Raw genomic sequence first — 23,552 nt, forward strand, 5'->3', positions numbered from 1 at the left:
GGAGTTGGACGTAACATGAGCACATGGACAGCAGCAAGGAAAGTATTCACGGGTGACAGTCTCGCTAAAACGATCATGCGCACGAGCTTTAACAATTTTTTTGTGCTAATCGTCACGACCCTGACTTCCATCCTGACCGCACGTATGCTCGGAGTAGAGGGGAAAGGAGAACTGGCGGCAGTTCTGTTCTGGCCTACACTGATCGGCAGTGTGTTGAGCTTCGGATTACCAACGTCGTTAATTTACAACATCAAGAAGAAAACAGGCACGACGGAAGAACTGCTGGCGTTGTCGCTCTGGATTCAGTTGCCTGCCAGCTTGTTGGCAGGGGCTGTGGCCTGGATATGCATGCCGCTGTGGCTGAATGGTTATGGTGCGGACATCATCCAACTGTCCCAGCTTTATTGTGCGGCAGCCATACCACTGGCAGTGCTTACAGCGCTGACGACAGCATTGTCGCAAGGACTGGATCGGTTTAGCGTATATAATGGTCTGTTGTTTTACTACCCGTTACTGAATTTCATCGGTCTGGTGACACTGTGGCTGATGGGCTTGCTCAATGTGCAGCTGGCAGGAGCAGTGAATTTTGCCGCGAGTTTCCTTGCATTAGTGTGGGCGTTCCTCCGTTTGCGCAAGTATATGAATGTGCGTGCTTTCCGCCCATTTACCAGCCGCCAAGTGCTTCGTCCTTATTATAGCTATGGAGCGAGGGTTTACGGGATGGAGCTGATGGGGACGCTGTCCACACAAACGGACAAAATCGTTATAGTGGCGCTGCTATCACCCAAAGCGTTCGGCCTGTACTCTGTCGTCTACGCCTTGTCTCGTGTGTTCAATGTGGTGCAAAATGCCGTCACTAACGTTACCTTTCCAAAAGTGACGGGGATGGAGCATAGCAAGATTGTCGAAACGGTAGGACGTGCTTTTCGCATCTCTATGGCTGCGATGCTAATCGTCATTGTGCCTGCTCTCTTCATTGGACGATACATGCTGGGTTTGCTGTACGGCCCCGCTTTCCTGGAAGCATCGCTAACGTTCTATCTGCTGTCACTGGAATGTATCATTGGTGGCGGCTCATGGATTCTGGCTTCGGCCTTTAACGCGCTGGGACGTCCGGGACTGGTATTGTTCCGGCAAATTGTAGCCTATGCGATCACCGTCGGTCTATTTTTTATTTGTACACCGATCTTCGGTCTGGACGGCATTGCGATTGCTTTGCTTGTAGGCGCTTGTGTACGATTGGCGTTCTCACTGTTCTCATTCCCGATGTTTTTCAATGTTCCGCTATCACGGATCATTTTTGATAAAAGTGATATTACATTTGTCATTCAGACTATACAAAAGAAGCGCAGGAAGGGAGAACTGAAAGATGCCGAATTTGCATCCCATGGCTAAACTGAAAAATAAGCTGAGCGTCATTCTCGACGTAGTCCCCCAAGGTTCGAATATCATTTATGTCGATTATCCCGTCTATAATAACGGTGGGGATGTACTCATCATGAAAGGCACCGAGGCGTTCTTCAAGGATAATGGCATCCATGTCCGCGCCCGTTATAGCGCTATGGATATTCCCGATCGGCTTCAAATTCCGGGTGACTGGATTATCGTGTGCCACGGCGGCGGCAACTTCGGCGATCTCTATTCAAATCACCAAAATTTGCGAGAACGCATCGTTCGCGATTTCCCTAACCACCGAATTGTGATTATGCCGCAGACGATCCACTTTCAATCTGAACAGAAGGCTAATGAAGTCGCTGCCTTGTTCAATGCTCATCCGGATCTACATATGTTTGTGCGGGATACACGCTCTTATCAGTGGGCTAAGGACAAGCTGAACCAGTGCAGTATCACACTATGTCCTGATATGGCACACCAGCTCTGGCCATTGAAGCCGACTACGGAAACCGTGAAGGATGTATTGTATTTCCTGCGCACAGATATTGAAACGGTGGGTGGACAAAAGAAGTTCGATGACGAGGCAGATGCCGCTCACCGTCTGGACTGGGATACTTTGTTCACTCCGCTGGAAGTGAAGGGAATTGTCTATTTCCAGAAGTTTTATCGACTGGATAAGAAAATTGGTGGCCCGTTGCCTACGCGTACATTCTGGTACAAGTATACAGACCATCTCATGAACAAGGCGGTTACGCTGTTCAGCTCTTATCGAGAGGTTCGCACTTCACGGCTGCACGGTCACATTCTGGCCTGTCTGCTTGATATGCCGCACGTTGTCATTGACAATTCCTACGGCAAGAACTCGCAATATTATAATACCTGGACACAGCCGAATCCAAAGGCGCAGCTGTTTAGTGAAGCTCCAAGTGCGTTGGAGCAGCCATCTTAATAGTAAGAAAAGATACGTAGATTAATTTCAAAGGTATGATAACGGCAAAAAATCTCCTGACCACTTCATTGGTTAAGGGGGTTTTTCGTTTAAGGATATATAGAGCATCAGTATAATTGTTAATTAGATAAACCATTAAGGCAATGAATATTTAATGGCTTAAATACCACTTCATTTTGACAATCCATTTCATGAATAGATATAATTTATGGGATAAAACTTGTAGGAATATTGGGAACTCCCTAACTTTTGCAGAATAACATGAAAGTATATTTATTTAAATGAATCGAGGCTGACGAATGAGTAATCAATCGATGGACATGCTTCTCACGAAGGATATCGTGCGTGAAGGGGAACCGATTTTGCGCACAAAGGTTGAGCCGGTATGCCTGCCGCTGTCTGAAGAGGACCTGCAACAGATGCAATGGATGCTAGATTATCTGAAAAATAGCCAAAATGAAGAGCTGGCTGGCCGCTATGATCTGCGCCCGGGTGTGGGGTTATCTGCGAACCAGGTAGGTTTGAACAAAAGAATGTGCGCTATTTATTATAAAGATGGAGACAAAACGGTAGAGTATGCATTGTTTAATCCGAAGCTGGTCAGCCACTCCACGTCCATGATTTATTTGGAACAGGGTGAGGGGTGCTTGTCTGTAGATCGGTACGTAGCCGGATATGTACCGCGTTACGAAAAAATTCGTATTAAGGCCACTTTACCAGACGGAACACAGGAGCTATTGACTTTCAAAGGTTATGCAGCGATTGTCGTGCAGCATGAAATGGACCATTTGGACGGCATTATGTTCTATGACCATATCAACCTGGAAGATCCGCATAAGCTGCCGCAGGGTGTGCATATCGAACCTTTTGTACGTAAATAGTTTAGGAATTGTAAAGTGTGGTGACTCCGTTCGCCACATTTTTAAATTTTGCAAAAATATAGATATAGAGGTTACGAAGCATTAAACTGGATACATATAGGGCGAGATAGAGAATGTGAAAATACATAAAAATGTAAGCGCTTATCTTATGGGAGGGATGGCATGAATCGTGGAGTACGGCTTTTGATGAATAATATGCGTATGCGGAATAAGCTGCTGTTCTCCTACGTACTGATTGTCATGATCCCGGTGCTGGTGGTGGGCGGTTGCGTTACTTTTTATTTGCGAGAGCAGGCATTGAATAGTGCAATTGCCCAGACGGTAAACAATGTGGAAAAGATCAAGAGCCAGACGGCAAATTTACTGCGTGTGCCAACGGATATTTCAAATGGGCTCATGTTCGATAAAAGGCTGAGGGAGATGGCGAACCGACGGTATCCGGGTATGGTAGAGCTGATGAATGCGTATCATCAATACAAGGATTTTAATGAGTATACTCAGCAATATAGAGAAGTTGCTACCATCCGGTTCTATTCGTACAATCCGACGCTTGTCAATAATCTGGAGTTTATTCCAGTGGACTCTAACATTGAGCGGCAGCCGTGGTTCCAGACGGCTTTGAAGGGGACGGCGATTAACTGGTTTTACATTCAGGATAAGGAGGATAACCCGGTTAATCGCCTGAGCCTGGTACGGCAAATTCCATTTCCCGAATACAATACCAAGGGAGTTCTGATGATATCGCTGAGCCAGACCGAGTTGAATCATATGCTGAGCAAGGAGCCTTTTGAAACATTGATTACAGATCGTAACGGGATTGTGGTCGCGGCTACTCGTCCACAGTCGGTGGGCCAAACGTTGAGCGATTTACATTTGGGCTTTGACGTCCAGCGTGCGGGTAAGGGAATATATGAAGCGAAAATCAACGGAGTGCCCTCCAACATCATCGTGGATGAGCTGCTGCCCGCCTCCAGTGTGAGCGGATTTACGATTATTTCAGTGTTTTCGACGGAGCATATTGTACAGGGAGCCAACCGAATCAGCCTGATTGGTGCTTTATGTGTTCTTGCAGTGCTGGTTATGGCGCTGATTCTGATCACCATCATTTCCTGGCTGATTACCAAACGACTACAGCGGTTGAGCTATGAGCTGGGTAAGGTAGCCGCGGGCGATTTTCATGTGGTATCGAGTGTGGAGGGAAAGGACGAGATCGGGGATTTATCCCGCCGTTTCAACTATATGGTGAGTAGTATTCGCCAACTCATGGCGCAGGTTTATGAGACGAGTGAGCACAACAACAGGCTGGAATTGGCACAAAAGGATATCAAGCTAAAAATGATGGCCAGCCAAATTAATCCGCACTTTCTGTTTAATGCGTTAGAGTCCATTCGAATGAAAGCACATCTGAATGGGGAAGCGGAAATTGCAACGACGGTGCGTTTGCTTGGCAGGCTGATGCGCCGGAATCTGGAGATTGGCAGTGGTAAAACGACGGTACTACAGGAGCTGGATATGGTGCGATCCTATTTGCAAATTCAGCAGTTCAGATTTGGAAATCGTTTGATCTATGAAGTGAATTTGGAAGAAAGCGCGACGGACATGTCGATTCCTCCCTTAATCATACAACCGCTGGTGGAAAATGCAGTCATTCATGGCCTGGAAAATAAGGAAGAGCCAGTTACCGTGAAGGTAGATATTACAATAGAACAAAGAGAGTTGAAAATTAAAGTAGAAGATGACGGGATCGGCATGGAAGCTGGGCAACTGACCCGTCTGCTAGATCGGATCAGGGGGGCGGATGAGCCGGAAGGGAGCAGTATTGGCCTGCGTAATGTGCATCAACGTCTGACATTGATGTACGGCGAACGTTATGGACTGCATATTGAAAGCGCATTACAAGTAGGAACAACCGTATACTTTTCCATACCAAGGGAGGAAGAGTCAAATGTATAAAGCAATGATTGTAGATGATGAGCCTGCGATTCGTGAAGGATTGTCCTCTATTATTGACTGGGGGAATTGTGGCTTCCGTATTGTCGATACGGCAGGGAACGGACGCGAGGCTCTGGATAAGTTCGGAGAGCATCGGCCGGAGTTGGTCATTGTAGATATTCGTATGCCCGGGATGAGTGGACTGGAGGTCATACGAAGCATACGTGAAAAGAACGGAGAGCCGTTTCATTTTCTCATATTAAGCGGATATGCAGACTTTGATTATGCACGGCAAGCCATGGGCTTCGGGGTAGATGGCTATCTACTGAAGCCAGTTGATGAGGAAGAAATGACGACAGAGTTGAAACGGGTATGGCAAAACATTGAGGACGAGAAAGAAGACGGTAAATGGGGAAGTACGCCTTCCCATGAGCGTAATTGGATCGAAGCATTATTGTTTCCGGTTCATCGAGAGCATGCTCGTAATGCCGTAGAAGGCAGCGATTCTCTGCACAAAGCATCCGAGCAAGCTGAACATCAAAGCGGTAACGGAAAACATGGACAACAGCCCGCGTTACCAGCGTTGGACTGGAGTAGCTATCAGGTTATTCTGCTGGATTTACGTATTCCTGACTGGGATCGGCAAGCTCGGCAGTCGGCAGCAAAGCAGCGGCTAACAGAATTGTGCCATGAGCAGGGCAGAGGTATCGTGTTTGAGGCTGGAATATATATGGGTCTTTTGCTTCCCGCCACGTTAAAAACGGAGAAAGATGCTGTTCAGTTACTGGCTACTTGGCGACAGGAGCTAAAGCCGTGGGCAACGGAAATTTATGTGGCTGCCGGTGATCCTGTATCCATTCTTAACGACATTCCCAGATCTTTTGAGCAGGCACTACGATTGTTAGAACGTACGTTTTTGTTCCGGGCAGAAAGAGTCATGCTTTCCGGAGACCTATACGAATTGGAGACAGTTGAGTCTGAAATGAGTGGAGCGTCTGATCGTGCTACAAATGATCCCCTACGTTATGCGGAAAAGCTGTACTATGCGCTAGATATGGCTAATAGTGAAGCTGCAACCCGTGTCATTAAGGAAATGGAAGACCAATTTCCACGGATTTATCGCACAGAATCTGCAATCAAGGCGGCGTTCGCCCAAACATTCACACTGGCGTTGAACAAGTATGCAGCCGGACAGGATCACAGCCGAACCGTGCTGGAGGAGCACTCCAGCTTTATAACCGATGTATATGCTTATTCCACATTGGGCGAGCTGGTGGATCACTCGCTGGAGCATGTGTTGCAATGGATTGGCCAGACTGAATCTGGTGGCAAGGGCATCATCATGAAACAAATGATTGACTTTATACATAGTCATTATGATGAAAATTTGCGACTGGAGTTACTGGCAGATATGTTCAATTACAATAGTGGCTATTTGGGCAAACTGTTCAAAAGTCATACTGGCGAGGCCTTTAATGCCTACCTGGATAAGGTGAGGATTGAGCGAGCAAGGGAATTGCTTGCACAAGGAATTAAGGTACACCAGGTGGCGGAACGCGTGGGATATGCGAATGCAGATTATTTTCATAGTAAGTTTAAAAAGTATGCTGGAATGTCACCTTCCTCCTACCGTAATCGGGTTCAAAAGAACGGAGGAACAGATGGCTGTTGATAGATTCCTAGGTTTACGCTATGAAGTCTCTCTTGCAGATGTCGGAGGTATAACCTTCGAACGAAGAGAGGCTCTTTTTTATGGTGAAAAAATGGATAGATCAATCGAAAATGTCACATTTATTATGGAGTTTAGGGCGTTTTCATCAAATCGACACCATTATGACACAGCTTCGACACGATGTTCACATTTTCGATTCTATTTCATTTAAATTTATTCTATATAATGGGGATAATCTGAAGCCGGATCATGACAGCCATGGTGAAGGTACGGAGTGAGTCATTTTCTAAAAAGTGACCGCTGCATATGTAAGAATGTGAATACTATCACAAATGTAGAAAACTTCAGATTATAATACTATAAATCATTGTTAAGAGAAGTGCAGGGGGAGGGAGCAACATCATGGACGTATTGGATTTGGCACGGTTGCAGTTTGCAACCACAACGATTCTTCACTTTGTTTATGTGCCGATCTCTATTGGATTGTCGTTATTGGTGGCAATTATGGAGACTATGTATGTTATCAAGAAAAATGACTTGTACAAAAAAATGGCTCAATTCTGGGGAACGTTTCTGCTGATTAACTTTGCACTGGGCGTAGTCACCGGGATTTTGCAAGAATTCCAGTTCGGGATGAACTGGTCGGACTTTTCCCGTTTTGTCGGTGATGTATTCGGTACGCCGCTGGCGATTGAAGCATTGCTTGCATTTTTTCTAGAATCGACGTTTATCGGATTATGGGTATTCGGTTGGGAAAGATTGTCCAAAACGGTCCATTTAATCTGTATGTGGTTGGTATCTATCGGTACGATGTTATCGGCATTGTGGATTCTAGCTGCTAATTCATTCATGCAGCGTCCCGTAGGATATGAGATTCAAAATGGACGTGCAGAAATGAAAGATTTTGCCGCTCTGCTAACGAACGAACAACTGCTATGGGAATTTCCGCATACGCTGTTTGCTGCTTTTGCGACAGGAGCATTTCTGATCGCGGGTATCAGTGCATGGAAGCTGATGCAAAAAAAGAATATGGACTTTTTTAAACCTTCTTTCAAATTGAGCATTATTGTTGCCTTAATCAGCGCCATAGCTATTCCTTTGTTTGGTCATGGTCAGGCTCAATATTTAGTGAAAACACAACCGATGAAGATGGCTGCCAGTGAGGGCTTATGGGAGAACAGCGGTGACCCCGCTCCTTGGACAGTTATCGCATGGATTGATCCTGGAAAAAAGGAAAATACCTTTGAGATTAAAGTTCCTTTTGCTTTGAGTTTTCTATCCTATAGTAAATTTACCGGCTCTGTGCCTGGTATGAATGAGCTTCAGGCAGAATATGAGAAAACCTATGGTCCGGGAGATTATATCCCGCCAGTAAGAACCACGTTCTGGAGCTTCCGCATTATGATTGCGGCGGGATGTGGCATGATTGCACTCGCTTTATACGGAGCTTACCTGACGTTCCGTAAAAAGTTGGAAGGTTCACATCGCTGGTTCTTCCGTCTTATGATATGGGGGATATCCCTTCCATTCATTGGGAATACTTCAGGTTGGATCATGACTGAAATAGGTCGCCAACCGTGGACTGTATTTGGTTTACTTCAAACGAAAGATTCTGTTTCGCCTACTGTTGTGGCTGGAGAAGTGTTGTTCTCGTTCATCTCATTTACCACATTGTATTTAATTTTAACAGGTGTGCTGGCGTTTCTGTTTTACCGTACGGCTCGCAAAGGTCCAGATATTGAGCCGCATCAACAAACGGTAATTCATGATCCTTTTGCTCAAGGGGGTGACACCATTGTCGCTAAATGATTTATGGTTCCTATTGATTGCTGTGCTGTTTACTGGCTTCTTTTTTCTGGAAGGCTTTGATTTTGGCGTAGGAATGGCCACAGGATTGGTGCCGCGTAATGACCAACAAAAACGTTTGATGATCAATACGATTGGTCCATTCTGGGATGCCAACGAAGTGTGGCTGATTACAGCAGCAGGTGCGATGTTTGCCGCATTCCCGCATTTTTATGCAACCATGTTCAGCGGATATTATCTGGTATTTGTCTTTATTTTGCTAGGTTTGATCTTGCGTGGAGTTTCTTTTGAGTTCCGCGGCAAGGCTGAAGGGAAATGGTGGACTGGAACGTGGGATGCCTGCATTCTGATTGGCAGCTTTCTACCGCCGATGCTGTTCGGTATGGCTTTTGCGGCTTTGGTGAAAGGTGTACCTATTCAACAAAACATGGATTTGAAAGCTGGATTTTCCGATGTATTCAATGGATACACCGTATGGATTGGACTGACAGTGGTCGGAATGTGTCTAATGCACGGACTGACGTTTATTTCCCTGCGGACGATTGGAGAAGTACGGGATCGCGCTCGTGTGATCGCGTCCAAGTTTCTTCCGGTATTGGGCATTTTACTCGCGGGCATGGTGGTATGGACTTATTTTGCAACGGATTTATTTGCACGTCGCGGTCCCTTTATGTATGCTGCGGTTGCGGTGGGAATTGTCGCCTATGTGCTGACATGGTACTTCCTGAAGCAGCGCCGTGAAGGATGGGCCTTCGGGATGACAGGTGCAGTGATTTTACTGACCTTCGTTTCGTTATTCGTCGGTTTGTTCCCAAGATTTATGGTGAGCTCGATTAACAGTGCTTTTGATTTAACGATTTATAATGCAAGCTCCAGTCATTACACACTGAAAGCCATGACGATTGTTGCAGCAACGCTTTTACCCTTTGTGTTGGCTTATCAGGCATGGAGCTATTTTGTTTTCCATAAGCGTCTCAGTGAGAAGGATCATTTGGAATACTAATGGATAAGGCATGGTTTGAATTAAAGGGCATTCGGCCAGTGATGCTGCTACTGGCTGCCCTTTCCCTGCTCCAGGGGGCCGCAGTGATTGCACAAGCAGTCTACTTGGCAAAGGCTATTACGATTTTATTTGATAAAAATCCGCTGGTGATGGTTTGGCCTTCACTGGCGTTGTTTTTCGCTGCTTTTGCAACGAGGCATACGGCGATCTGGCTGCAACGCCGGACAGCCGGCCGTTTTGCCGAAGCTTCAGGCGCTTCCTTACGGGAGCGTCTGCTTGCACGTTTGTTCGAACGGGGGCCGGGTTTTGCAGCGCAGGAAGGCAGCGGCAAATTGGTGACGCTGGCGCTGGACGGCATGGATCGTTTTCGCACGTATTTGGAACTGTCCATTCCTCGTATGATTGACATGATGGCTGTAACTATACTTGTGCTTGTGTATGTTTTCACATTGGATGTCATTTCAGGTGTGATTTTGACGACTACGATGCCAATCCTGGTGGGCTTCTTTATTTTGCTCGGCTTGGCGGCACGGAAGCAGGCAGACAAGCAGTGGCGTTCCTATCGTCTGTTATCTCATCATTTCACGGATTCGCTGCGTGGACTTCAGACACTAAGGTTTTTGGGTCGTAGCCAAGAGCATGGGGAAACGGTTGGGAAGGTCAGCGACCAATACCGCACGGCAACGATGCGCACGCTGCGGGTAGCGTTTCTTTCCTCATTTGCCCTTGATTTTTTTAGTATGCTATCGGTCGCTTTTGTCGCGGTAGGCTTGGGTTTGCGCCTGATTAGTGGCTCGGTGGGTTTGGAGGCAGCGCTTGCGGTGCTTATTTTGGCGCCAGAATATTTTATGCCTATACGCCAGTTGGGATCAGACTATCATGCTTCACTGGATGGTAAGGAGGCTTGGGGAGCAATACGCTCCATTCTCAGTACAGAAGATGATGCGACCAAGCCGAATAAACAGGCAGCTAACGATAAAGGATTGGACATCACGGGACAGGACATTCTTGAGCTGTCTGATGTGTGCCTTCTTAATGAAGACGGTTCGGCTCGGCTTGAACATGTGTCTGCACATGTTGAACCGCACATGAACATGATCGGCATCGTTGGAGCTAGCGGTGCAGGTAAAACGACGCTGCTTAGTCTGCTTGGCGGCTTTGCTGATCCGACTTCAGGCGAGCTACTCCTGAATGGATGCGGATTGGCTGGGGAAGCCAAAGCTGAATGGCAGCGTCATATTGCCTATATTCCACAGCATCCTTACCTGTTTAGCGCTTCTTTGGCAGATAATATCCGCTTTTATGAACCTGAGGCATCCAGCCAGCAGGTAGAGTGGGCGATTGACGCGGTTGGACTGCGTGAACTGGTAGACGGTCTTCCGGGTGGAATGAATGAGCCCATTGGTGAAGCAGGTAGGACACTGAGCGGAGGGCAGGCGCAGCGGATTGCATTGGCACGGGCCTTGCTCAGTAACCGTCCGGTCATTTTATTGGATGAGCCTACGGCGCATCTGGATATTGAGACAGAGTGGGAGCTAAAACAGACGATTTTATCGGTTTTGAAACACAAAAGAGTGTTTCTTGCCACCCACCGGCTACATTGGATGCCAGATATGGACTGTGTCTGGATGATGAATCAAGGTCGTCTGGAAGAAGTAGGTTCCCATCAACAATTGATTGCCCGTAAGGGGGCATATTACCGATTGCTGACGGGGATGTCGGAAGGAGGGAACGGACGATATGAGAGTAACGGACAATAGCAGACAAGGCTGGTTTGCGACGTATCTGAGACAATATTTTTGGGCCTTTCTGGTAGCTGCTCTTTTGGGTGCATTGGCCATTGGATGTGCGGGCGCGTTGCTCTTTACGTCCGGTCATCTGATTACCCGTTCGGCCTTAAAACCGGAAAATATATTAATGGTGTACGTTCCAATTGTGCTTGTGCGAACATTTGGCTTTAGTAAAGCGGTTATTCAGTACCTGGAGCGCTTGGTAGGACATGATGCAGCATTGCGCCTTGTCTCGCGTATGCGGGTACGCTTATATCGGGCAGTGGAACCGCAGGCGCTGATGATTCGCAGCAAATTCCGTACAGGGGACCTTTTGGGACTGCTGGCAGAGGATATTGAGCAGCTTCAAAACATCTATTTGAAGCTAGTTTTGCCTGCGTTATCGGCTTTGCTAATTTATGCAGCAGGCATCTGGGCACTTGGACGGATGGACGGAACCTTTGCCTTGCTCATGGCGCTATATGGCGGATTTTTGCTTTTTATTGCCCCAGCTATCTCACTATGGACCTCACTCGCCAAACGGCGAGTGTTCAAGCAGGAACGGAGTAAAGCCTATCAGGAACTGACAGATGCTCTGTTCGGCATGAGTGATCTGTTGCTGAGCGGACGGACTGGGCATTTCCTGAGCACCTTTACACAACGACACAATAGGGCTGCCGTAATGGAAAATTCACTTCGCCGGAGCGAGTGGCGTTCTCATTGGATCGCACAATGCGTTGTAGGTTGCGGGGTTGTGATTATGACTGTGTGGGCCGGAGGACTGGTAGCACAGAATCGTATAGAAGCCACATGGCTGGCATCCTTTGCCCTTGTGGCTTTTCCATTGCTGGATGCCTTCGTTCGCGCTGGAGAAGCGGTGGTTCATGCGCCGGAGTATCAGGATTCACTTCGACGGTTAAAGGATTCGGAGAAAGACACACCTACACCTGGAGCAGGCGGAACAGCAGATATTCTAGAGGAACAGACTACCGCTATGCGATTGGGCCACGGAGGAGGCCTGCTGCTGAGCAACGTAAGCTACCGCTATGCGGCAACACAGGAATGGAGCGTTCGTGATATCTCTTTGCACGTACCACAGGGGGGAAAGGTTGCATTGCTTGGTCGCAGTGGTGCGGGCAAGTCCACGCTACTGAACCTGATTCAGGGAGCATTGCAGCCTGATGAAGGTAGCGTCACTGTCGCAGGGATTCCCGTATATACAGGTGGAGCATACTCCAGTCTATTTGCAGTGCTAAACCAGCAGCCGTATTTATTCGACACAACGGTAGCGAACAATATTCGGCTGGGACGACCCGATGCTACGCTGGATGAGGTTCGTGCAGTAACAGAGCAGGTAGGGCTTGAAGCCCTGATTGATTCTTTGCCAGAGGGCTACGATACCCGAATGCAGGAGACGGGTCTTCGTTTTTCCGGTGGAGAAAAACAGCGAATTGCACTGGCGCGGATTTTGCTGCAAAATCACCCGATTGTTTTACTGGATGAGCCGACAGTGGGGCTTGACCCGCTGACAGAGCATGAGCTCATGCAGACGATGTTTCGTGTGCTGGAGGATAAAACGCTCATCTGGATCACGCATCATCTCACAGGAATGGAGCATATGGACGAGGTGATCTTTATGGAAAAAGGGGTCATTTCCATGCGAGGAAGCCATGAACAGCTGTGGCAGGAGCAGTCCCGATACCGCAACCTGTATGAGCTGGATCATCCGAGCCTGTGAAATGAGGTGTTTAAAATTTTGATTAACTTTTATATACTGGTTAGAGTTGATGCGTCACATGTAGACACTCAACTGTAGACACTCAACTGGAGGGGCTGATATGAATGAAAGCACTTATCTCTAAGCATTGGCATTTGATGCTGATTGGTTTTGTAGCCCTGAGCATGGGCGGGTTTGTCTTGTTTTATTTTCAGGGGAGCGTGTCGTCGTTTCCGGCCAGTCAACCTAAACAAGCTCAGGAAGAGCCAGACAAGACCAAATATGAGATTGTTACAGTGGGTGTAAAAGGGGACGGTTTCTATCCTAAAAATATTGAAGTGAAAGCCGGCGTTCCAACCAAAATCAATTTCAAGAAAATGACATCCTTTACTTGCATTGATGAAGTGCAGTCGTTGAAGATCGGAATGGACGTTTATCTGGATCACGAAAATAATTATTTTACCGTCAAGGACTTGAAGCCGGGGGTATATGAGTATAATTGTGGTATGTACATGTACTACGGGACGATCACGGTAAAATAAATCAAAATAGCTTTCTAGCACATTGATGCTAGAAAGCTATTTTTTTCCTTTAATCAATTAGGTTAATTGCGACAGTCTGTATATATACCATCATCCACCTGTGGTGCAATATGCACTATCCTTTACCTCTGATCAGCTTACATTGCTGATCTTTTGTTTTTTACAAGACTTCTCTCAGAAAATTTACATGAGAACGGAGCAGGCGGAATGGTGCTGGACAAGCGAAGCGGTCGCCTTTGTCCCCGGATTTCTACCTTAGGTTGCTTATTCAAGAAATCCGGGGACAACAGCGAGGGAAGCACCATCCGCATGCGTAGTGGCACGAATGTAATTTTTTTCATCCCATATATCTAATTTTGAACTGATTTTTCTCCTAATTCGTCGGGTACCCGCTTTCAAGCCAGCAAAGTATGATAATAGTATCTAGAGATGAGGAGGAGCTTGTTATGGAATCTTCAACTGAAACCGCTTCCAACAATGGTGCTGTGATTCCTGAATCCAACCGGGGAAGACCGCGCAAGGCTCGCGGCCCGAAGCCTGAACGTGGTAGAAAAGGCTTGTGGGACAGTGTGAAGCAGCAAAAGTATCTTTATTTTATGTCTATTCCTTTCGTCATATGGGTATTTGTTTTCAGCTATCTTCCGCTCTGGGGCTGGACGATGGCGTTTCAAAATTATAAGCCAGCCAAATCTTTTTCGGACCAGAAATGGGTAGGGCTGAATAACTTTATTGAGCTATTTCAGGATGAACGATTTTATCTGGTATTACGCAATACGCTAGCGATGAGCCTAATGGGGATTATATTTGGTTTTGTCGTACCGATCTTCTTTGCAATTCTGTTAAATGAGCTACGTGGTATGCTGTTCAAACGGTTTGTGCAGACAATATCCTACCTCCCACATTTTGTATCCTGGGTAGTTGTAGCCGGTTTGGTCACCAAGATGCTGTCCATTGACGGAGGCATTGTCAACGATATATTGGTAGCGCTTCATATTGTGGATGAACCAATTCAGTTCATGGCAAAGGGGAGCTGGTTCTGGTACATTGTAACCGCTTCCGACATATGGAAAGAGACAGGTTGGAATACGATTATTTATTTAGCTGCAATCACCGGAATTGATCAAGAACAGTATGAAGCATCGCGCGTGGATGGAGCGAGCCGCTGGAGACAGATGTGGCATATTACACTTCCGGGTATCCGCTCGACGATTGCGGTTCTGTTCATTATGGCGATTGGACATCTGGTGAGCAATGGTTTTGAAAAGCAGTTCTTGCTTGGCAATAGTCTCGTGACGGATTATTCCGAGGTGTTGGATCTGTACGCGCTCAATTATGGGATTAATTTGGGTCGCTTCTCTTATGGGACGGCAATTGGTATTTTCAACTCGCTGGTTAGCATTCTGCTGTTGTTTACGGCGAACGGTATATTCAAAAAACTAACTAAAGAAAGCATCATGTAGGGAGGGAGAAGCGAAATGACAAATAGGGCATTTAATGCTACCCGGTCTGAGAAGCTGTTTGATCTGTTCAACTATATCCTCATGGCTCTGATCGTGGTGTTGACGCTGTACCCGTTTCTGAACGTACTTGCGATTTCCCTGAACAATTCAACGGACACGGTTCGCGGCGGTATTTATATATGGCCCCGCCAATTTACGCTCGAAAATTACAAAACGATTTTCCAGTACGATGGCCTTCTTCAGGGACTGCAAATATCTATTCTTCGTACTTTGGTCGGGACGGTACTCGGATTGATCTGCGCGTCTATGCTTGCTTTTACATTGAGTCGGGTCGAGTTTCGCGCTCGTAAGTTTATTTCTACGTTTTTGGCGTTGACGATGTATTTTTCCGGCGGGATGGTGCCCGTGTTTATTTTGATGCGTGATCTGCATCTGCTGGGTTCGTTTTGGGTGTACATTTTTCCAGGCTTAATTAGCGCATTTAACGTGTTTGTTATTCGTTCCTTTATGGACGGTTTGCCGTATGCGCTGCAGGAGTCTGCCAAACTCGATGGGGCGAATGATTTTACGATTTACTGGAAGATTATTTTGCCGCTGTGCAAACCAGTATTGGCAACGATTGCTCTTTTTCTGGCAGTAGGTCAGTGGAATGCTTGGTTTGATACGTATTTGTATAATGGTGGGGCGCCGCAATGGACGACGCTACAGTATGAGCTGATGAAGATACTGCAAAGTACGCAGCAAGGCGGCTCCAGTATGACGAATAGTAACGATATGGCTAAGCAAATGGCTCAAATTTCACCAGAGTCGATTAAAATGGCAATCACGATTACGGTTACGCTCCCCATCCTGATGGTGTATCCGTTCTTGCAAAAATATTTTGTAGGCGGTATGACGCTGGGGGCAGTGAAATCATAAAAATCGGGATACCGGTAGTGAAATAGAAGTTATTTGCAGGAGAAGTCATCATAGGAATATAGGAGGATTTATACATGAACAAACACTGGTCCAGATTTGCACTGATTCCCTTGCTCGCGGTGTCTCTTACCGCACTCGCAGGTTGTGGAGGAAGCGATAAAGCAGCGAAGGAAGGCATGTCCAGCGGCACAGACCCGATTACGTTTAGCTTCTTCGGAGCAGATACAAGCCCGCAATGGAATGGAATGAAGGATGAAATAGGCAAGGAAATCACCAAGAAAACAGGTGTAACCTTGAATGCGGAATTTGATGTCAGCGGCGGAGGTGGAGATGACCGAATTGCTTTGATGGCAGCAAGTGGAGAATACCCGGACTTGGTTTCTCCTAAAGCGAATATTAACAAGCTTGTGGATGCGGGGGCCATGATTGATCTGACAGATCTGATCAACGATCACGCACCCAATCTCAAAAAGCTATATGGACCCTATATGGATCGTTTGAAATACAGTAATAAAGATCAATCCATCTATGTCCTTCCTACGTATGCAGGTGTGGGACAGGAGAGTTTTGACGCGACGGGCGGATTTGAAATTCAGCATAAGGTGCTCAAGGAGTTAGGATATCCAAAGGTAAGAACGCTACAGGATTATGAAAACGTACTCAAAACCTATACAGCCAAGCACCCAACGATCAATGGCAAAAAAACGATCCCACTCACGCTGGATGCAGACGACTGGAGAATTATGATTACCGTAACGAATCCTGCCTTCCAGACGACTGGAGCGCCAGATGATGGTGAATATTTTATTGATCCCACAACATTTGAAGCGAAGCTTCATTACAAACGTCCTGAAGAAAAGGAATATTTCCGCTGGTTGAACCACATGTACAATGAAGGGCTGCTCGATAAAGATTCGTTTGTGCAAAAAAGTGATCAATACAAATCCAAAATTGCCAGCGGCCGTGTCCTCGGTCTGATTGATCAGGAGTGGGGGTATCAGGATGCCGAAAATGCATTAAAAGCTTCAGGCAAGGCCGATTCCAGCTACGCGCATTTTCCAGTTACACTTTCGGAGAAATACAAGGATAGCTCCTTTCAGGATACGGGCTTCGCGTCCGGTTATGGTGTAGGGATTACGGAAAATTGCAAGGACCCGGTGCGGGCTATTAAATTCCTTGATTATTTAGCTTCCGATGAAGGACAGGTGCTAGTGAACTGGGGGATCGAGGGCAAGCATTATGAGATCAAAGACGGCAAACGCGTCATTCCGGCTGATGTACTGGAGCAAAAGACGAACAATACAACCAACTTCAACAAATCCACGGGTATAGATTTGTACACGCTTATGAGCGGACACTATGGTGACGGCGTGAAGGACCCTACAGGTAACTACTATACAGCCAAATTCCCGGAACAAATTATCGCGGCTTATTCGAAGCCAGAGAAAGAATCACTTAAAGCGTATGGCGTAAAAACGTGGAAAGATCTGTTCCCGGACAAGAAAGAATTTGATGTAAAGCCTTGGGGCGCAGCCTATAACCTGACAACAGACAATGAATCCAACTATAACGTTACATTCAAAAAAACGACAGACATTATCCGCAAACGTATACCCGAAGCTATTTTAGCACCAGCTTCCAATTTTGATACGGTATACGACAACATGATTAAAGAACTGGATGCCGCCGGAGCTGTCCAAATGGAACAGCAGTACACGCAACTGGTGAAGGACAGAGTGGAGTTATGGAGCGGTAAGGCTTCTAAATAGCTGACTGCTTTTAACGAAATTTTGAATGCCGGAATGACAGAGCGCTTGTCCTTATGGTCCATACGGGATTAGCGCTCTGTTTCATCTTGATGGGGGAGGGTTTGATGTGACGAAAGGCAAAAGACCACAGTCCCTGCGTTTATGGTATCGCCAGCCTGCTGAGGTATGGGAGGAAGCATTGCCAGTCGGCAATGGAAGACTGGGAGCTATGGTATTTGGCGGAATCAGAGAGGAGCATTTGCAATTAAACGAGGATACGCTCTGGTCCGGGTTTCCCAGAGACGGCGTTCAGTATGATGCTTTGCGATATTTGCAGCCTATCAGAAAACTGATTGCAGATGGAAAATACAAGGAAGCGGAACAACTGATTAATGCGAATATGCTAGGTCGCGATACGGAAGCCTATCAGCCTTTGGGAGATTTGTGGATTACGCAGGAGGGCCTAGGGGAAATTGTGCATTATGAGCGGGAACTGGATTTGCTGACCGGAACGGCAGCGGTCACTTTTCAAAGTGATGGAGTCCGCTATACCCGTGAAGTTATCGCCAGTGCGCCAGATGCAATCATGATGGTGTCACTGACTGCGAATAAACTTGGGAAGATCCATGCATCTGTGCGCATCACTTCCCCCCATCCTTGTGAAGACGAGGTTGGAGAGGATGCACATTTTGGTGATTCATCCAAATGGGATAGCGATAATGGCGATCCATCCGATGAGCCGATCAGGGACTTTATTACGTTGACTGGACGAGCGCCCAGTCATGTGGAATCTAATTATCACGGCGATCATCCACAGTCTGTCGTTTATGAAAATGATTTGGGGATGGCTTTTGCAGTTCAGGCGAGGGTTATTCCTGAGGGAGGAACCTTGACGAAGGGTGCTGATGGAGCACTGATCATCTCGGGCGCGGATAAAATCACGGTATATTTGGCAGCAGCTACCGGATTTCAGGAATTTCACGCTATGCCGAATAGTGATGCAACGGAATCAGTAGAAGCATGTCAATTCACTTTAGACGAAGCAATTTCGCTGGGAAGTGAGCAGGTGCGGCAACGCCATGAACAGGATCATCGAAAGCTGTTTGACCGCGTTGCATTAGAACTGGGAGGTGATACTCTAACTAACGAGTCCGTTCTACCGACCGATCTGCGATTAGAACGTTATCAGAAAGGTCAGGCTGACCCGGGACTGGAGGTGCTGTTATTTCAGTATGGCCGTTATTTGCTCATGGGCAGCTCGCGTCCGGGGAGTCAGTCCGCCAATCTTCAGGGCATCTGGAATGACCGGGTGCAGCCGCCGTGGAACAGTAATTATACAACCAATATCAATACGCAGATGAACTATTGGCCCGCAGAGGTATGCAATCTTGCCGAGTGCCATGAACCATTGCTGCACATGATTGGAGAAGTGGCTCGTACGGGACGGAGGGTAGCCTCCATCCATTATGGTGCTCAAGGGTGGGCAGCTCATCACAATGTAGATGTGTGGAGATACGCCGGACCTTCAGGGGGCCATGCCAGTTGGGCGTTTTGGCCGCTTGGGGGTGTATGGCTCACTGCTCACCTATGGGAGCGCTATCTGTTTACCCTGGATACAGCCTATCTGGCAGAACAAGCTTATCCCCTCATGAAGGGGGCGGCAGCCTTTTGCATGGACTGGCTCGTGGAAGGCCCGGAGGGTCGGCTTGTGACATGTCCATCTACATCACCTGAAAATAAATTCAAAACGCCGGACGGCGAGGATTGCAGTATCTCTATGGGCTCCACCATGGATATGACGCTGATTCGGGAGCTGTTGGATAACTGCATTCAAGCTGCGGACCTGCTGGAATTAGACGATGAGTTCCGCACCCGCTGCGAGGAGACACGGGACAGGTTGATGCCCTATCAAATCGGACGTCACGGCCAGTTACAGGAATGGTTTGTCGATTTTGAGGAAGCGGAGCCTGGGCATCGACATGTTTCGCATCTATATGGGTTATATCCCGGTCGACAAATTCACATCCGTGATACCCCGGAACTGGCTGAGGCAGCCCGTATATCGCTACGTCGACGGCTTGATCACGGTGGTGGTCATACCGGATGGAGCTGTGCCTGGTTGATTAACCTGTACGCTCGGCTGGAAGATGGCGACGCCGCACATCGGTATGTTCGCACGTTGCTGTCGCGATCGACCTATCCTAATTTATTCGACGCTCACCCGCCTTTTCAGATCGACGGTAATTTTGGTGCGACGGCGGGGATTGCAGAAATGCTGCTACAAAGCCGTCCGGGAGAGCTGACGTTACTGCCTGCCTTGCCAACGGCATGGTCGGAGGGAAGGGTCAGTGGATTGAAGGGGCGTGGCGGGATGACGGTCGGCATGGAATGGTCTGGTTCCAGGCTCGTCCGTGCTGAATTGACCGCGTCTGTCCAGACGGGAAGTTGCACGATCCGCTATTCACATCCGTTTAGCGCAGATGCTCGTCAGGCTCTGCCTGATCCTGAGCATGGAGGATTTATTTTGTCATGGATTTTTACCAAAGAGCAGGAAATAACGAACCAACATACGATTATAATTGAAGGAGAGGAAGAGACAATATGACCATTTTTCAATTTCCGCAGGACTTTATGTGGGGGACCGCGACGGCAGCCTATCAAATCGAGGGAGCTTATGAGGAGGATGGGAGAGGTTTGTCGATCTGGGATACCTTTGCCCATACACCTGGCAAAGTATTCAACGGTGATAACGGCAATGTAGCTTGTGACAGCTATCATCGCTACGAGGAAGATATCCGTCTAATGAAAGAACTGGGCATTCGTACATACCGTTTTTCAGTGTCCTGGCCGCGTATATTTCCCAATGGTGACGGTGAAGTCAATCAAGGAGGATTGGACTATTATCATCGCGTAGTCGATTTGTTAAACGAAAATGGGATTGAACCGTTTTGTACACTGTACCATTGGGATCTGCCTCAAGCGCTTCAGGATGCTGGAGGATGGGAGAATCGTCGCACGATTCAAGCGTTTGTCCAGTTTGCAGAAACGATGTTCCGCGAGTTTCACGGTAAAATACACCATTGGCTAACATTCAATGAACCATGGTGCATCGCCTTTTTATCTAATATGCTGGGTGCTCATGCTCCGGGTCTGACAAATCTTCAGACAGCCATTGATGTAGGACATCATTTGCTAGTTGCGCATGGTCTTTCTGTGCGCCGTTTCCGCGAGCTGGGCACCAGTGGTCAGATCGGTATCGCTCCCAATGTCTCCTGGGCTGTTCCTTACAGCACATCTGAGGAAGATAAAGCCGCTTGTGCGCGCACCATTTCCCTGCACAGTGACTGGTTTCTTCAACCTATTTATCAAGGCTCGTATCCTCAGTTTTTGGTAGACTGGTTTGCGGAGCAGGGAGCCACCGTGCCTATTCAGGATGGGGATATGGATATTATCGGCGAGCCTATTGATATGATCGGTATCAATTACTATGCTATGTCAGTTAATCGTTTTAATCCTGAAGCCGGGTTTCTTCAATCTGAAGAAATCAATATGGGGCTACCTGTAACGGATATCGGTTGGCCAGTGGAGTCGCGTGGGCTGTACGAGGTACTGCATTATTTGCAAAAATACGGTAACCTCGATATTTATATCACTGAGAATGGGGCTTGCATCAACGATGATGTCGTGAATGGCAAGGTTCAGGATGACCGTCGTATTTCGTATATGCAGCAGCATTTGGTGCAGGTACACCGGGCTATTCATGACGGCCTTCATGTCAAAGGATATATGGCATGGTCACTTATGGACAATTTTGAGTGGGCAGAGGGATATAATATGAGATTTGGCATGATTCATGTCGATTTCCGCACACAGGTCCGCACCCCGAAGGAAAGTTACTATTGGTATCGAAATGTAGTAAGTAATAACTGGTTGGAGACTAGACGTTAAACGATAAACGAAGAGATGTTTTGAAAATAAGGCAGATTTAGGCCTGTCTCTGCTCCCTTTTGTTTGAACACTGGGTCTTCCGGGGTAATAATAGTCAAGATATGCAGAGGGTTGTTTCAGGTATGTAGAGACCAAGGGAATAAAGAAGCAAGATATGTGCATACTGACAAAAATACCGGACGAGGGCGCTAAAAATTATTTTAGACCGAAGGGAGTGGAGGGTATGGCTGCAAATTTTAGGAAATCAGGATCAACTGACGGGCAAATGAGCCGGACGGTATCTGTTATCGCTTGGATCGCCTGTATTGCAGGTATTATCCTTATTTTGCTTGATATAGGTAATTTAACTGATCGGAATATATATTTAATGACAGGCATTGGCTGCGTTGTTGCCGGGATTTTTATTTTTCTAGTTGGGAAATCATTTGTCATTGCACGCAAGAAGGAAGACCAGGAAAACGGCCGCAGTTAATACAATTTAAAAATGATTTAAAGCAAATATATGCCGAAAACAACAATGTGGGGCTTCGAGCAGTGTAGGATGATAACTGTAAGGAGTCCCGCTTTTTTCTTTAATATAACTTCTTTAAGATACACAAATAACGTTTTTATTATGTCATCTTTGTATTAATAAGAAATTTTGAATTTGCAAGAGAAATTTTATTTTTAGAGATGTTTTTCACAAAAAACGGACAAATAATCGACAATTCTGTTAACAATAAAAAAAGTGGCCACTTTTCTGCTATCTTATATAGGGGCAACATTACAGGAGTTCGTAAAGTTTTGAGTAATTTATTATTTAAGGAGAGGGGAACAACATGAACAAAAAACCAAAAGCGATTATTGCGTTGGTTTTGACCGTGCTCACGGTAGCATTGCTCATTTGGACGTGTTTTTATGCTGGCGGAAAATACGTTGTTTTCGATCCGAAAGGACCCGTTGGGCAAGCACAAAAAGAGCTGATCATTCTTACAACGGCATTGTCTGCGCTAATAATTGTACCGGTCATGATTTTGACTTTCTTCATCATTTGGCGGTATCGTGATACACCGACAAACAAGGTGAAGTATCAACCCCACTGGGATGACAGCAAAAAGCTGGAGACCACATGGTGGGCTATTCCAATTATCGTTATCTGTATTATTGCTGTCATTACTGCAAGATATACCTACTTGCTGGAGCCTTCCAAGCCGTTGGCAAGTACGCAAAAGCCAGTAACCATTCAAGTGACTTCACTGGACTGGAAATGGCTCTTTATGTACCCAGAGGAAGGTATAGCTACAGTTAACCAAGTTCACATTCCTAAAGGTGTTCCAGTCCGTTTTGAACTGACTGCTGACGCCCCGATGAACTCGTTCTGGATTCCGCAATTGGGCGGACAAATCTACACCATGTCAGGCATGGCTATGAAACTGCATTTGCAGGCCGATCACGAAGGAACTTACTTTGGTTCGGGTGCAAACTTTAGCGGTGAGCATTTTGGACAAATGCGTTTTGATGTAGAAGTCCAGTCGGATGAAGAGTATAAAAACTGGGTCGCTGACATCAAAAAGCAGTCTAAGCCGCTGACGAAAGACGGCTATTTGGCGCTTGCAAAACCAGGTTTGTCCCAGCCTGATGAGTATTCTTCGATTCCAGATGGCTTGTTCAAAGACATTGTTAACAAGTATGTAGTGGAGGGCGCTTCTAACCCACATGCTGGACATGGTGAAGCTACATCCACAGAAGGTTCTTCTCAGTCCGGCACAGAAGATCATGCGGCAATGGACATGAGTCATATGAATATGAGCGGACACAATTAAATGATTATAG

17 protein-coding genes are annotated in these 23,552 nt (G+C 46.8%); all 17 read left to right on the top strand.

The genetic code is table 11. The features are described from left to right. Window positions 1-15: 15 nt before the first annotated feature. Entirely contained in the window at window positions 16-1,395 is a 1,380-nt protein-coding gene (locus tag NLX73_RS19445; protein ID WP_023990346.1) for a lipopolysaccharide biosynthesis protein, read from the top strand. After that, window positions 1,370-2,344 carry a polysaccharide pyruvyl transferase family protein gene (locus NLX73_RS19450; protein ID WP_250260397.1) on the top strand — a complete coding sequence of 325 codons (975 nt, stop codon included), beginning with the start codon at window positions 1,370-1,372 and terminating at the stop codon, window positions 2,342-2,344. The genes NLX73_RS19445 and NLX73_RS19450 overlap by 26 nt, the downstream gene beginning before the upstream one ends. Window positions 2,345-2,643: 299 nt before the next feature. Further along, the gene (def, locus tag NLX73_RS19455; RefSeq protein WP_254327063.1) at window positions 2,644-3,225 is read left to right on the top strand and encodes a peptide deformylase; all 582 of its coding nucleotides are present in this window, start codon (window positions 2,644-2,646) and stop codon (window positions 3,223-3,225) included. A gap of 162 nt (window positions 3,226-3,387) precedes the next feature. Further along, a complete protein-coding gene (locus NLX73_RS19460; RefSeq protein WP_254327064.1) occupies window positions 3,388-5,178 on the top strand; it encodes a cache domain-containing sensor histidine kinase in 1,791 nt (596 codons plus the stop codon). Further along, window positions 5,171-6,829: a response regulator transcription factor gene (locus tag NLX73_RS19465; RefSeq protein WP_254327065.1), complete on the top strand. Its 1,659-nt coding sequence runs from the start codon at window positions 5,171-5,173 to the stop codon at window positions 6,827-6,829. The genes NLX73_RS19460 and NLX73_RS19465 overlap by 8 nt, the downstream gene beginning before the upstream one ends. Window positions 6,830-7,231: 402 nt before the next feature. Then, on the top strand, window positions 7,232-8,638 hold the full coding sequence (locus NLX73_RS19470) for a cytochrome ubiquinol oxidase subunit I (protein ID WP_069290415.1): 1,407 nt from the start codon (window positions 7,232-7,234) through the stop codon (window positions 8,636-8,638). Then, window positions 8,625-9,638, top strand: coding sequence for a cytochrome d ubiquinol oxidase subunit II (cydB, locus tag NLX73_RS19475; RefSeq protein WP_061828918.1), 1,014 nt, complete (start codon window positions 8,625-8,627; stop codon window positions 9,636-9,638). Before NLX73_RS19470 ends, cydB begins: the two co-directional genes overlap by 14 nt. Next, entirely contained in the window at window positions 9,638-11,398 is a 1,761-nt protein-coding gene (gene cydD, locus NLX73_RS19480) for a thiol reductant ABC exporter subunit CydD (RefSeq protein WP_254327066.1), read from the top strand. The genes cydB and cydD overlap by 1 nt, the downstream gene beginning before the upstream one ends. Continuing rightward, window positions 11,379-13,145, top strand: coding sequence for a thiol reductant ABC exporter subunit CydC (gene cydC / locus NLX73_RS19485; protein WP_254327067.1), 1,767 nt, complete (start codon window positions 11,379-11,381; stop codon window positions 13,143-13,145). Before cydD ends, cydC begins: the two co-directional genes overlap by 20 nt. A gap of 104 nt (window positions 13,146-13,249) precedes the next feature. Continuing rightward, on the top strand, window positions 13,250-13,666 hold the full coding sequence (locus tag NLX73_RS19490; protein WP_235309924.1) for a cupredoxin domain-containing protein: 417 nt from the start codon (window positions 13,250-13,252) through the stop codon (window positions 13,664-13,666). 446 nt (window positions 13,667-14,112) lie between these two features. Continuing rightward, complete coding sequence (locus NLX73_RS19495; RefSeq protein WP_254327068.1) at window positions 14,113-15,126, top strand: ABC transporter permease; 1,014 nt, start codon at window positions 14,113-14,115, stop codon at window positions 15,124-15,126. A 15-nt stretch (window positions 15,127-15,141) separates the two neighbouring features. Continuing rightward, window positions 15,142-16,044, top strand: coding sequence for a carbohydrate ABC transporter permease (locus NLX73_RS19500; protein ID WP_254327069.1), 903 nt, complete (start codon window positions 15,142-15,144; stop codon window positions 16,042-16,044). Window positions 16,045-16,118: 74 nt separating this feature from the next. Further along, window positions 16,119-17,813: an ABC transporter substrate-binding protein gene (locus NLX73_RS19505; RefSeq protein ID WP_254327070.1), complete on the top strand. Its 1,695-nt coding sequence runs from the start codon at window positions 16,119-16,121 to the stop codon at window positions 17,811-17,813. Window positions 17,814-17,919: 106 nt separating this feature from the next. Next, a complete protein-coding gene (locus NLX73_RS19510) occupies window positions 17,920-20,397 on the top strand; it encodes a glycoside hydrolase family 95 protein (protein ID WP_254327071.1) in 2,478 nt (825 codons plus the stop codon). Then, window positions 20,394-21,740, top strand: a complete 1,347-nt coding sequence (locus NLX73_RS19515) for a GH1 family beta-glucosidase (RefSeq protein WP_254327072.1) — start codon at window positions 20,394-20,396, stop codon at window positions 21,738-21,740. The genes NLX73_RS19510 and NLX73_RS19515 overlap by 4 nt, the downstream gene beginning before the upstream one ends. 223 nt (window positions 21,741-21,963) lie before the next feature. Beyond that, on the top strand, window positions 21,964-22,212 hold the full coding sequence (locus NLX73_RS19520; protein ID WP_061828909.1) for a hypothetical protein: 249 nt from the start codon (window positions 21,964-21,966) through the stop codon (window positions 22,210-22,212). Between the two features lie 346 nt (window positions 22,213-22,558). Next, the gene (cyoA, locus tag NLX73_RS19525; protein WP_061828908.1) at window positions 22,559-23,542 is read left to right on the top strand and encodes a ubiquinol oxidase subunit II; all 984 of its coding nucleotides are present in this window, start codon (window positions 22,559-22,561) and stop codon (window positions 23,540-23,542) included. Window positions 23,543-23,552 lie beyond the last annotated feature (10 nt).

The organism is Paenibacillus sp. CH40 (assembly GCF_024213605.1).
Classification (GTDB): Bacteria; Bacillota; Bacilli; order Paenibacillales; family Paenibacillaceae; genus Paenibacillus; species Paenibacillus polymyxa_B.